At 40.8% G+C, this 12,305-nt stretch carries 13 protein-coding genes; 11 read left to right on the top strand and 2 right to left on the bottom strand.

Going from position 1 to position 12,305, the window contains the following annotated elements:
• Window positions 1-35 precede the first annotated feature (35 nt).
• From MHH92_RS30415 to MHH92_RS30375, 9 genes are all read left to right on the top strand, one after another.
• Window positions 36-260, top strand: coding sequence for a TrbC/VirB2 family protein (locus tag MHH92_RS30415; protein WP_063568337.1), 225 nt, complete (start codon window positions 36-38; stop codon window positions 258-260).
• 17 nt (window positions 261-277) lie between these two features.
• Window positions 278-1,336 carry a hypothetical protein gene (locus MHH92_RS30410; RefSeq protein WP_340907844.1) on the top strand — a complete coding sequence of 353 codons (1,059 nt, stop codon included), beginning with the start codon at window positions 278-280 and terminating at the stop codon, window positions 1,334-1,336.
• A 16-nt stretch (window positions 1,337-1,352) separates the two neighbouring features.
• Window positions 1,353-3,221 carry a VirB4 family type IV secretion system protein gene (locus tag MHH92_RS30405; RefSeq protein ID WP_340907843.1) on the top strand — a complete coding sequence of 623 codons (1,869 nt, stop codon included), beginning with the start codon at window positions 1,353-1,355 and terminating at the stop codon, window positions 3,219-3,221.
• The gene (locus MHH92_RS30400; RefSeq protein ID WP_340907842.1) at window positions 3,221-4,294 is read left to right on the top strand and encodes a M23 family metallopeptidase; all 1,074 of its coding nucleotides are present in this window, start codon (window positions 3,221-3,223) and stop codon (window positions 4,292-4,294) included. The genes MHH92_RS30405 and MHH92_RS30400 overlap by 1 nt, the downstream gene beginning before the upstream one ends.
• Window positions 4,295-4,296: 2 nt before the next feature.
• Entirely contained in the window at window positions 4,297-4,869 is a 573-nt protein-coding gene (locus MHH92_RS30395) for a hypothetical protein (protein WP_340907841.1), read from the top strand.
• Between the two features lie 259 nt (window positions 4,870-5,128).
• Window positions 5,129-6,157, top strand: coding sequence for a conjugal transfer protein TrbL family protein (locus MHH92_RS30390; protein WP_340907839.1), 1,029 nt, complete (start codon window positions 5,129-5,131; stop codon window positions 6,155-6,157).
• Between the two features lie 14 nt (window positions 6,158-6,171).
• On the top strand, window positions 6,172-6,822 hold the full coding sequence (locus tag MHH92_RS30385) for a hypothetical protein (RefSeq protein WP_340907838.1): 651 nt from the start codon (window positions 6,172-6,174) through the stop codon (window positions 6,820-6,822).
• A gap of 17 nt (window positions 6,823-6,839) precedes the next feature.
• Window positions 6,840-8,411 carry a hypothetical protein gene (locus tag MHH92_RS30380; protein WP_340907837.1) on the top strand — a complete coding sequence of 524 codons (1,572 nt, stop codon included), beginning with the start codon at window positions 6,840-6,842 and terminating at the stop codon, window positions 8,409-8,411.
• A 21-nt stretch (window positions 8,412-8,432) separates the two neighbouring features.
• Window positions 8,433-8,726: an AbrB/MazE/SpoVT family DNA-binding domain-containing protein gene (locus tag MHH92_RS30375; RefSeq protein ID WP_063568346.1), complete on the top strand. Its 294-nt coding sequence runs from the start codon at window positions 8,433-8,435 to the stop codon at window positions 8,724-8,726.
• Between the two features lie 529 nt (window positions 8,727-9,255).
• Here MHH92_RS30375 and MHH92_RS30370 read toward each other — a convergent pair.
• Window positions 9,256-9,888 carry a recombinase family protein gene (locus MHH92_RS30370; RefSeq protein ID WP_175399298.1) on the bottom strand — a complete coding sequence of 211 codons (633 nt, stop codon included), beginning with the start codon at window positions 9,886-9,888 and terminating at the stop codon, window positions 9,256-9,258.
• A gap of 198 nt (window positions 9,889-10,086) precedes the next feature.
• Entirely contained in the window at window positions 10,087-10,650 is a 564-nt protein-coding gene (locus tag MHH92_RS30365) for a hypothetical protein (protein ID WP_340907834.1), read from the bottom strand.
• 197 nt (window positions 10,651-10,847) lie between these two features.
• On the opposite strand from MHH92_RS30365, the gene MHH92_RS30360 reads away from it, so the two are divergent.
• Window positions 10,848-11,714: a DNA-binding protein gene (locus MHH92_RS30360; RefSeq protein ID WP_340907832.1), complete on the top strand. Its 867-nt coding sequence runs from the start codon at window positions 10,848-10,850 to the stop codon at window positions 11,712-11,714.
• 165 nt (window positions 11,715-11,879) lie between these two features.
• Window positions 11,880-12,248 (top strand): hypothetical protein, encoded by a 369-nt coding sequence (locus tag MHH92_RS30355; protein WP_340907831.1) that lies wholly within the window; start codon window positions 11,880-11,882, stop codon window positions 12,246-12,248.
• Window positions 12,249-12,305: the final 57 nt, after the last annotated feature.

Genomic DNA, 12,305 nt, shown 5'->3' with positions numbered 1-12,305 from the left:
AAGGGAAAATGCTAACACTAAGGGAGGAATACTTAATGTTCGAGTCGTTACAAGGGTTGTTCAATACATTGTTTGGTGATATCACCAAAACCTTCATCACACTATTTACAATCGGTATTTTGGTTTGTGGTTTGATGGCTGCATTTGGTGGGGAAGAGAATCAACCTAGATTCAAAAAAGGTTTGATCTCTTGCATTATCGGATTGATTGTATTTGTTCTCGCAAAACAGATTGTGGACTATTTCCAAAGCAATCTTTAATTTAAGGGGCTGATTATGTGATTTTTGACAATCAGTCAGCAGTAGAGCGTAGAGACCGTTTAAGGGAGGAAGGGAAGATTGAACTTCCTCTCAATGTAGATACGAAAAAATACATCCTCTCCTTAATCAAGTACCGGGATATACTTATCTCTTTGCCATTAATGGCTATAGGATTTCTGGTGTTGTGGTATCTAGTTCATGCTGGCTACTCATTTAGCGCACAATTGCTTCTAATTTGTTTATCACCTTGGGGCACATTCTTACTCATCCTCACCCTCCATCACCCGGATCGCAAAAATATAAACTTCTTCACTCACCGCGTGATATGGAGAATCCAGTTCAATAGACGGCAAAAATTATTTGTCTATACGAAAGGTGATTTCATGAGCAGTAAACAAAAAAAGAATGCATCGAAAGATATACGGGAGCAGCTTGGCATAAAGAATGTGTACTCTGAATGCTATGAAACAACCGATAATCGGTTCGTGAAAGTCATTCGGGTATCCAGTGTTAACTTGTCACTGCTGAATAAGAAAGAAAAAACGAAGATTTTTCAGGCTTATGAAACATTTTTGAATGATTTACCACGAACCATGTTACCTCTTCAGGTGAGCCAAATTGCTCAACCGATAAACCTCACAAATTATGGCCGTTATATTGATGATCAAACAGCCAAAGAGGAATCTTATCCAAAGGCAATTCTTGCGAAGAGCTATTTAAAATATGTTGACGATATACAGAAAAGCAAAAACATGGTTTCGCGGAATAGGTACGTGATATTGGCACGTCCATTTAATTCTATGAATCGCAAAAAGGTGCTTGATGAACTGGAACGAGACGTTAAGATCGTAAGCACTCAAATAGAAAATATGCTTGGTGGACGTTACGAGCTGAAAACGAAAGTCTTGGATAATGAAGAACTCTTTCACTTAATGTTTGCTTGCATCGATTATGAAAATGCACAAGTGAATTTCAGCTTTAAAACAGCTCTATTCTCCCCGTTAACTGTGGGTGAACGGACTTACGAAGAAATGAGTGGAAGCTGGCAGCAGATGAAGACAGATCACATCATGTAAGAAAAGGAGAGCGAACATGGGCATATTCTCCAAAAAGAAAAAGGAGACATTAGAGTCTTCTTATATCGGCTTCAATGAAAACATATTAAATATGTTATCGCCGGATTCTATCGAAGAAGAAGAATCATTTGTACGTGCAGGTGCTAACTTCACACGTACTCTAGTTGCTGTTGAATACAGCGCTATATTGAACCAGGAACACATTATGAACTTGAACGATCTTAGCGAGAACATCAGTGTGGTGCAGTTTTTGACGGAATATGATTCGGCCGAGGTTCGAAAGCAGTTATCTGAAAGCATACGTCAGAACCGGCAAAAGGCTGATTCTAAGTATGTAAACGATGCTGGTAAAGCTGAAGCTGAAGCACAGATTGATAGTGCCCGTATGACGCTCAATCAGCTCAGTTACAAAAATGAACGGATGTACATGTTCCAAATGCTCATTCACATTGTTGCAGCGGATAACAAACAACTTGATACACTGACGCAATTGGTTAAATCCGTAGTCGGGCCATTTGCAAAAACCGTAACGCCTATGACCAAGCTCAAAGATGCTTTTGATAGCTTTCTTCCAATTGGTCATAACAAGGTCTATGACTTGACGTATCGGCCAATGAACGCCGAAGCAGTAAGTTTCTTTTTTCCGTTTCATGAAAACGAAATTTTTGATCAACATGGGATTATTAAGGGACGCAATATAACAACCGGTAATGTCGTAATCGTAGATGATTCCAAGCTGCACAATAAACATGAGTTTTTGATAGGTATGTCAGGAACCGGTAAATCAAGTACCCTTTTCGCTAACATGATGCGTAAATGGATGCTTGGCAACATCATCCGGACAATTGATCCCAAGGGAGAGTTCGGGGCGATTTATAAAAGTCTCGGCGGTGAGTGGGTTAAATTCTCCTTTAATGGTGGGAGCATAATTAACCCCTTCGACATACCGGCGATCAGCGTCGATGCACAAAAAGAAATGGAAAGACAGGGGATGTCTGAAGGGAATCCATTGCTTGCTAAAATAAGTACCCTGTTAACCATGTTTAAGCTTATGTATCCAGACATGAATGATCTTCAGGAAGATATACTTTCCAAATATCTCATAGAGCTGTACGAGAACTTTAACATCAACGAGCGAACAAACGTAGGGAAACTTAAAAAAACAGACTTTCCGATTATGCGTGATTTGTATGATTTCCTTTCAGAGAAGAAGGAAAAAGGTGAAGAAGAATTCACGAAAATTTCTGATTTCCACACTATTCTATATGCGTATTCCGAAGGACTTTTTGCGAAAATCCTGAACGGTCATACGAACGTAGATATCACGAATCCATTGTGTGACTTTGACATTTTAGAGCTTCAGCACAAACCAAAGTTGCAGCGTGTTGTGTACTTCCTGCTTTTATCTCATATTCAATATGAAGTGGTGAACGGTGATAAATCAGAATCACAACTTTATATTGACGAAGCTCATATCATTGCCGATCCAAAGGTTCCTCTGGCAATGGAATATTTGTACACGGCTATGAAAATGCTGCGATCCTTTAACTGCGGCATTACACCGGCCAGTCAATCTATCAAGGACTTTTTATCGGCTAGAGACGATCAACGAAATTACGGGGAAGCCGTTATTAACCAGGCGACCCAAAGATTCTATCTGCCGATGGCTGATACTGAAGTTGACTTCTTAGAACGTGAAATGAACATGCAATTTTCGGAAGAAGAAAAGACGGCCATAACGGTTGTGGAAGGTCGTAAGGAAGAAGAAGCCGGTAAGGGGCTGTACTTTGTTGGTTCTAAAAAAATTAGGCTGCAAGTCGTACTGACAGACGTAGAGAAACAGCTATGGTTCGACCGGAAGCCCTTTAGTGAAGTGATCATCTAATGAACGATTTTTTAAAACAGGCTCTACTTTACAAAGCAAGGTACTACATTTTGATTATAGCGCTTGTAGCAGGCGTGGTGGCAATCATAGCGGCGATCATGGCCGCTATCGTGGATGATAACAGCGGCGGATCTGGGCCAGGTGGATCTGGACCTTTGCTCTGTACGCCTGGCGAATTAAACATGGCATACATTGACGAGAAATTCGCTGATTTAGGAGTCTTTACAGGGAAACAAAATGTGTTTATCGAAGCTGCTACAAACAATAACATTGATCCGGTTTTGCTAATGTCCATTGCTATGCACGAAACGTCATACGGGAAATCACCAGCCGTGAAGAACAAGAACAACCCTGGTGGACTCATGAGACCCGATGGAAGTGGACTAATGACCTTCAGAAGCTTGGATGAAGGCATTGAATTCATGGCTGCAAATTTGTATAGGCTGTATATCTCTCAGGGATTAGTAACGATTGAGCAAGTAGGTAACAAGTACGCTCCAGTCGGTGCAAAAAATGATCCGAATAACCTTAATGCTCACTGGATTCCAACTGTAACGCGGATAGTTAATGGTTTTGGCGGTTTGTCGGCAAACTGTGAATATTTTGTCACTGGAGACTATGCGTATCCTGTAACCCCTCCTATGGTCGTCACTTCGCCATATGGTATGCGGACACATCCTGTAACGGGGAAGCCGTCCACCATGCACAAGGGAACAGACCTTGCTTGTAGCATCGGTGATCCAATCTATGCAGTAGACAACGGTACGATAGCGGTTGCTGTGAAGTCGGGCGGCGGTAATTACGGCCATCATATCATTATAAATCACGGCAACATGTTTACTTTGTACGGCCATATGACCGCGGTATTCGTTAGCGTAAATCAAAACATCACTAAAGGTGAACAGATTGGAACATGTGGAAAAACCGGACGTGTTACGGGGCCACATTTACACTTTGAAATTCAAAGAGGGGAAATATACGGTACAAGAGAAGATCCGTGGCCTTTCCTTGAAAGCATTGGCAGGAGCGAGGACGAAGGAGCTGACGACTCTATGGATAGAGGGGATGAATAGATATGAAAAAAGGTTGGATAATGCTCCTTTTGGGTGTTGGTCTTGCGTTGTCACTCGGATGGGGATTTAACCAATACACAGCGCTGCACAAAGCGCGGCAGACCATTGCCGGATACCAGGATGTTGAAGCCCTCAATCAGCGCTCTGAAGACTTTGTACGTGCGTATGCACAGGGGAAGCATCAAGAGTTTTTATCGAAGGCTGCTGCCGATCGTTTTGCTAGAGAAGATAATCGGGAAAAAGATCATGAAGACGTACACATGTCTGAAGATAATGGACTAAAAAATGTTGAAATAAAGCAGTTGTACACGAAGAAGGTTAAGGAGCGAGACGATCAAGCAGAATCCTATGCAACGGTTCGTCTGCAATATGAATTAGGTGGGTCAAATAGCCCAACCGATGATTACATTCAAACGTTCTCCATGTACTCTGCTTGGGTTAAAGAGAATGGGGAATGGAAGGTAAATGATGTAGATATTACTCTAACAGGTGACAGTAGTGACGATGAGCTGAAACGACAAGCGAAAGAAGCCCTAGAAAATGCTACGAAGTCGAAGGCGAGGGATGGGGAATGAAACTATCTCCAAGCCAAAGGGCGAAATTGCTGAAGCTGTCCCGTAATACTCTCGCTGCCCTGGATAAACTTTTCAAGCTATTAACCAAAATTTATGAGCAGCCAGTAGAAAAGGCGAAGCGTGAATTTTATTTAGAGTATAAAACCGAAATGACTGAGGACGAAATTAGAGAACTAAGGTATCGGATCACATTAAAGTGGAGTGTTGCTGTTTTTGTTGTCCTGTTCCTAATTTTCTTTATTGGGAGGTCAGGAGGACGATGAAAAAAACGAAATGGTTAATAAGTTTCGTTCTACTCATAACTTTGGCAATAACGATATTCCCAACGGTTAGTTTTGCCGATGAAGGAGATTATTACGATCAGTACGAAGCATTTTTTGAGAACGCTCCGGAGAGTTATAAAGACTTCATTAAAAAATACGATCCAGATGAACGTACAGTAAGCTGTGGACGATTTGATGTATCTTGTCACGTTTATAAAATAGCCTTAGACTCGGGTGTCTCGGCTATGGATTTTATCAAAGATTTAATGAAGAAGACGGTCATATCTCCAACAGATATTGTCGGAAACTCGTCATATGAAGCTTACAAGGACGGAATTTTCGCACTATCGAAAATTGTCTTGGCGATATTTATTGCCTTTAATGCTGCTAAAATTGTGAGTTTACGGATGGGTGATGCTGAGGATAGCGCAACCGTCTGGAATGAGAAAATAGTTTCAATTGTAGTCAGTGCATTTTTCCTCTTTGTCTATGACTCTATTATTGAATGGATCTTGCACGCGCAAGAGCTAATGATGCATGAGATTATCGACACGATCAGCAGCGAAGATATGATATTGAACATGGTTACTAACATTTTGATGGGGCCAGGATTGTTTTCAATTATCGTCATTTTAGTAATCGGTATCCTGCTTATTGTTTTAATGTTACAACTCTTTTATCGCACGGCGTTTGTAGCCATTTTGTATATTGCTGGTCCAATTGCGATTGCAACAAAAATAAATGACACGTACAACTTCTTCGATTTCTGGCTCAAAAACTTCATTATTGCATTCGTCACATTAGCCTTACAGCTTATTGCAATTGCAGTCGGTTTAAATCAATTCCTTATACCGCCTTCTTACTTCGGGGATACGTATCACCTATTTATGGGTGCAGCATTTTTTATCCTCTCGTTGACTCTCCCAGGCATATTAGGACAATGGGGATTCAGTACTGGATCGGCTCGATCTGTGGCTTCAGGGGCTAAGTCGGCAGTTAAAATGATGGTTCTGAAACGTAAATAAAAGGAGTGATCCGGATGAAAAAACTTATTCTTTTGGCAGCCGCGTTCATGATCGTTTTGTCGGGCTGTAGCAAGGAAGAACCACCTGTAACTAATCCTATAGGTGGTGGTGAACAGGTACAGGAACAGGAACCGGCACAGGAGCCGGAAAGGGAAGCTGTGTTCAGGAACGAAGACATTGACCAGGCAAAAAAAATGGCACAACAATATGTTGCTGTAATAACCGAGTTTCATGGGCGCACAGCTCATACAACAGCCGAACTTGACGGCCTCCATGACGAAATGAGCGATAAAATAAAAAACTCTATAGCAATACATTCCCAGTCCCGTGTAACACGCATAAGCGGCACAGAACGGAACGAGGATGACATTCTTGAGTTAAGCGCATCGCGGTTTAGTTTGCTAACAGATGAAGCAACTGAAGTCTACTATGAAAATATCAATGTCAGTGAACTGACAATACCCATGACATATAAAATACCTGGCAAGTATGCAAGTAAAGAGCCTAAGAAATACACATTGCATTTTGTGAAAACCAATGAGAACCAGGTACAGCTAATTAGGGACGGATTTTTTGTAAGTGGTACGGATCTGGAAGAGAAGGATCAGGAGTCAGTTAACCCATTCAACAAAGACAAGTTGAAAAACGATCTTAAAATACAGTGAAAGGAGTGAATGATAGTATGCAATCTACTGTTAATAAATATGGTGAAATTGAAGTGGTTGGTAATGAAGTCCACTACAGCATACCGCTTTCGTATACCGATTTTGATAGCCTGGATGAATTAGAAACGGTCTATAAGCAAAAGGGAATATCGTTGGCAGCCTTCAAAAATTATCTTTTTGCTCATGATATAACACTTGTGACTAACCGCGTGGTGTTCACTTACTTTTTAGAAGACATGAAATCTTTTTTCTACTTGCGACAGTTGTATTTTGAAGACCAAATTTACTACTTCCGATCTTTCATTGAATTAGCTAAAAACAATCCTAATACAGCAATTTTGTGGGATAAAAATAATCTTTTCGTAGATCTGACAGATAGCAAAATTAAGGCTCTAGTCTTTGAATTTGATGGGCATAGGCTTTACAGCACCCCTCCTACGTTGGATGGACTCAAAGAAGTAATTTTGCTATCCTTAACTACACTTTACAGGGTTTTGGGTAAACCCCGTCTAATTGATTTTATAGACCAAAGGGATAAAGTAATCAGGTTTGCGGAACAGGTGCTTCGAGCTTCTTCAGTCCAGGAAGTTGAAAGGGTTTTGGAAGAAACCATTGTAAACGTAGAACGCCAGGAAGAGATTCGCCGCGAGTATGAGGAAAGCCTAAAGCAAATGAAATTTTTTGAAAGACGCAAGGAAATTCGTAAGGCCAAGGCTAACGGAAAGTTAACTGCCGCAACTTCATCTGAATTTGTGGAGAAGTCGAACCGCGGCTTGCGATCCAAAAATGATCTGGTTCGACCTGTTAAGAAGAAAGGCGATCAGGAAGAAAAACAAGGCTTCTTCAGTTCCAAATATTTTTACTTGGGATCAGTAGGTGTAGCGGCCGTAATTCTTTTAGCGAATACACTCACACCGCCTAATCCAGACGCGAATGCAGCATCTTCAGAAAATCCCGAGGTACAGCAGACGCAAGAGATTCCAGCGCTGAACTCAGATCAGGTAGCCGATGTTTACCGTAAAATCATGAACGGCGAAAATGAAGAAGCTTTAAAAATATTGGATACAGTCGGATATGAAAATCTGGCTGAAGCCGAAAAGAAACAAATGATACTTCTATACGAAAAAGAAGGGCTTTATGAAAAGCTTATGCAGCTTGATCCAAGCCAAGCCGATACAGTGGTAATGAAAATGATCGAGAACAAAGAAACGGCCAAGCTAAAGGAGTTACAGGCACAATACCCTGACGCTGCACCGGTTAATTATGAAGTTGCTTATATGACAGCTAAATATGATACTGTAATCGGTTTAGCAAAGGATATTGATATGACAGATAGTGAGTTGGCCGACAGAAGGAAAAACCAGCTTTTGATTTCTTATCTCTGGTCAGGACTGATTCAAGAAGCTACTCAATTAGCCGGGGATGATCCCGAAATGAAAGAGAAAGTTACTCAGTTCAAGTCCAGTAATCAACGAATCAAGGAACTCACCAATAAAATCAATGTTGCTCAAAACAAAAAAGATGATAAGCAAGTGAAGGAGCTGAAGCAGAAGATTGAACAAATTAAAGCTAACGTAAACAGAATCTAACTTGGGCAGGGGGAGGATGGTTTGCAAAAGAAGAAGTATATCCGGAGTCTTGACGAGATAGGGAGATTTGTTCTTCCGAAGCAGCTTCGCAAAGAGCTGCATTTAGGGGAAAAACAGATGCTTGAAGTATTCAGTGATGGTGAGAGGATCATCATTGAAAAATACGACAATCTGGAACCCTGTTTAGTTACAGGAGAATCAACAAAAGCTAATCACACCTTTGCATTTGGTAATGGAACAGTAACGTTAAGTCCTGAAGGACTGGAAAAACTAATTGAAGAATTAAGTGAGTACAAGAAATCTCATAGCGATTGACTGAAGGCAGCCCACAAGGGTTGTCTTTTTTTTATGCTGCTCTCGTCCGGATCGGGGAGAGCAGCCGCGTGCCGGTCGCTCGGGCTTCAGCTCGTGGGCGCTCCCGGTACGTGCCTGGCTGCTCGATACGTCCAGACGAACAAAAGGACGGCCGTGGCCGTCCTGGGTGTGTGAGCTGCGCCGGTGGGCGCTATGGAGCCGCCGCGCAAGACTGTCTGTTTGAACAAAGGGAGAGCATAGACATGGAGTGCACGATGTATGTAGGCGATCGCGTCATAAAGATACTATTGTGAAATATTCATATAGTGCAGAATTCATAATAGTTCAGTGTGATCGGTGTTTTGTTACCCTCTCTCATATGCATACGTTCCACGTTTCTACATGAAAAAAGACTTTATGCCCTCATATTCGGTTCCTGGCTCTTTTTTTTAGTTGGCCACAACTTTAACGTTCGGGTATTGCTCTGAAAAAGATCCGCTGCAGGAGCTTCCCTGGGATCCAAATTGCTTTAAAAGACGAACATTAGCCTTCAATGAGTTTCAAACTCCTTCATAACCTTGTAAAAGGTGTTCTTCTTCAGATCTAATCTTTTCATAAATTCTACAGCCGAAAGCTCATTATTTTTCCATAGAGGATAGTCGGTATCCAGGGTGTTCCTTTGCGCCGGTGTAAGAGTATTCAAATTTATTTGTGGCCGCCCCAAGTGCTTCCCTTTTTTCTTGGCTTCAGCAATACCTTCAGCCTGTGCTTGCTTAATGCCATTACGTTCCTCTTCAGCAAGCCAGCTAAGTATCTGAAGCACAAGATCCATAATAAGCTGCCCGATTCCCTCCAACTCCTGGTACTTGCGCGTATCGAGAATTGGGATATCGATCACTACAACATGGATTTTCGCATCGATCAGCCATTGCCACTCTCTCAATATCTCTTGTTTGTTGCGGCCAAAACGGTTAATTGATTTTACAAAGAGCGTATCTCCCTCACGCATGACTCGCTTCAATAACTGATATTCTGGCCGATCAAAATTTTTGCCGCTGGCCTTGTCCACAAAAATGTATTCATCTTGAATTCCCTGGTCACGTAGTACAGTTAACTGCCGGTCTTCGTTTTGATCCTTTGTTGATACTCTGGCGTATCCGTATTCTCTCGTGAATGTTCTCATCTTGTCCTCCAAAAGTTTAAAAAGGTGTTTAACACATAATAAACGTTTTAAAACGAAAAACAATACCTTTAAGGAAAGAAGAACGTGTTGTTTTAAGTAGTCCCTAAAGATATACCTTTAGGGACACAAAATACAAAGAAGCTCACCTCTGTATTTATGAAGCGGTGGGCTTCTTTGTATTTTGAATGTGCATTTCTCTTATAAGCACCCATGCCAGAAAATAGAATCGTCTGTTTTGAAATATATAGAGTCTGTTTCTATTGTGCTGTGTCCGGCTCTAACCTCAAATATCTTACTAATGCCCTTGATCATCTCATAAACCTGATCAATTCGCCTAAAATTTGCCGATTCATTCTCTTCCAGCTCCCTGGCTTTACGCCATAGATACTGATTAAAGAGCATCAGATCCGAGCAGTGGCTTTCTATACCTTGTTTTTCCATAACAGTCCAATATAGTTCTACATCTGCCCCATCCTCTTGCCAGTAGGCTTCTATAATAGGCATAAACCGTTCTGCAAGTCCGTTGAAGTATAATCGGTACCGTTCTTCCTGTTCAATCCATTGGCGCTCTGTAGAACGTTTGAACGGCTCTACAAAGTCACTTCTACTAAGCTTATAGCATGTAAGATACTCAGCATCACTTAAATTACCGATCGGACTTCGAAAAATAAAAATGTCACCTTGCCGGGCAACACCCACGGTCTGTCCTTCATATCCAGGTACATGATCGCTGACCCGCACAATGATTTTTTCATTTAACATAGCTGGCTCACTCCCTCATGGATGTATGTTACCAAATATACACATCCCGTTCACATTTACCTTTATCGCAAAGGTATTTGATTATTTGGAATTGACCGATAGTTAATTTTTGTATATATTTGTAATAATATGGGGACAAAAAATGCCGGGTCTCACACCTTTGACTCCATGAATATGTTAGATATGGAGGGATTACATTGCAAGAAAATGAAGAAGTTTTCTTACTGTCAGATCAAAATCATGTTCTAGATAAAGCTTTTGAATTATTTCGTATATGTTACAAACAGAATGATTGGGAAGAAGCAAAAAAAATCATAAGGCACATGCACAAAGTCTCAGGGAATCTATATAAAACCCAACAAAAGTACGGAGACATATCCCCACTTCAGTTGCCCATGAGAAGGCCGCTTGTATTTTACATAGGATATAGTTACCTGGCTGAATCTATCGTGTACCAGAAGCAGGGTCTGTATGAAGAAGCACGATCCTGCATATCACATTATGAAAACTTGGATCAGTACAATACTCCAGATCCGGAAAGCCAAGAAGAAGTTCGCCGGTTTAAGATTTTTGCCAAAGCTAACTCCTACGCTATTGATCTACTGGCCGGTGATTTTGAAATTTTGGAAGAGTACCACACCTTTATTCAATCAGACGAGGAAGAGATATTGCCTGGTTTGATTACCATATTGGAAGCGGCTAACCTCAACAACTGGAATGTTGATCATATTTTGAACGATCATATCTCTAACGATCTTGAGACATTCGCAAGCTATGAGGATATCGGGAATCGCGTGTATTACATTAAACTACTGAACCAACTAGCCATATACACACTCAATCAAAAATCCTACCATGATACAATAAATTACATTCTTGAATATCTAGCAATAGCGGTTAATATGGATGTGTATAAGGAATTTATTACAAATTCGGCAATGTATGAGAAAGTCCGAAAACTAGCATCAACAGAGCAACAGCTAAGATATGAAACTATTGTAAAAGGAGTCCTGACAAATGAAAAAAACATTAATGGCCATGTTCTTAACAGTAACGCTTTTTAGTATCATTGTTGTTCCAACACCACCACCTAATACAACAATTTCACCGTTCAATCATGGGGTAAATGGCTAATCGCTTTTTAAAGACCATCTTTCGAAGGTGGTCTTTTTTCTTTTCGAAAAATTGCTTTTTCTTTATACTGAAACAAACTGTAAAGGAGGAAGAACATGTTTGAATACTATACTATAAAAGATAGTGCCTATATGTACTTTGTTGTATCTGAAGATGAAAATGAGGTTCGTGCTATACGAACGTTAAATTATTACACACCAAACGCTTTTATTGATACTCCCGTACTATTAAAAAAAGAAAGCTTCGATAAGCTTTTAGAAAGTGGAGAGATTAGCAGAATAGATCCACCAACATTTTATATTGTTACGACTAGGGATACATACAAGATCAAAGATAAATTAAAGTCAGCAGGGGCTGATTGGAATTCCGTCGATAAATTCTGGTACTTCAAGAATGAACCAGAAAAAAAGCTTTGTAGGTATAAAGAAGTTTTCGTATATCCATTTAGCGGTAAGCGAATTTAAAACGCCAGGTGTGTAGCAGGGAACCAGTCGGGCGCTCCTGGTAGTGCCTGGCCGCTC

This window comes from Paenibacillus sp. FSL M7-1414, from assembly GCF_038003195.1.
Taxonomy (GTDB): domain Bacteria; phylum Bacillota; class Bacilli; order Paenibacillales; family Paenibacillaceae; genus Paenibacillus; species Paenibacillus amylolyticus.
Note: the sequence above shows the minus strand (reverse complement) of the source record. Positions and strands in the feature narration are given on the sequence as shown.

Coding starts and splice junctions, on each gene's coding strand:
- MHH92_RS30415 (WP_063568337.1), top strand. CDS start 36: ATGTTCGAGTCGTTACAAGGGTTGTTCAATACATTGTTTGGTGATATC.
- MHH92_RS30405 (WP_340907843.1), top strand. CDS start 1,353: ATGGGCATATTCTCCAAAAAGAAAAAGGAGACATTAGAGTCTTCTTAT.
- MHH92_RS30400 (WP_340907842.1), top strand. CDS start 3,221: ATGAACGATTTTTTAAAACAGGCTCTACTTTACAAAGCAAGGTACTAC.
- MHH92_RS30395 (WP_340907841.1), top strand. CDS start 4,297: ATGAAAAAAGGTTGGATAATGCTCCTTTTGGGTGTTGGTCTTGCGTTG.
- MHH92_RS30390 (WP_340907839.1), top strand. CDS start 5,129: ATGAAAAAAACGAAATGGTTAATAAGTTTCGTTCTACTCATAACTTTG.
- MHH92_RS30385 (WP_340907838.1), top strand. CDS start 6,172: ATGAAAAAACTTATTCTTTTGGCAGCCGCGTTCATGATCGTTTTGTCG.
- MHH92_RS30380 (WP_340907837.1), top strand. CDS start 6,840: ATGCAATCTACTGTTAATAAATATGGTGAAATTGAAGTGGTTGGTAAT.
- MHH92_RS30370 (WP_175399298.1), bottom strand. CDS start 9,888: ATGAGAACATTCACGAGAGAATACGGATACGCCAGAGTATCAACAAAG.
- MHH92_RS30365 (WP_340907834.1), bottom strand. CDS start 10,650: ATGTTAAATGAAAAAATCATTGTGCGGGTCAGCGATCATGTACCTGGA.
- MHH92_RS30355 (WP_340907831.1), top strand. CDS start 11,880: ATGTTTGAATACTATACTATAAAAGATAGTGCCTATATGTACTTTGTT.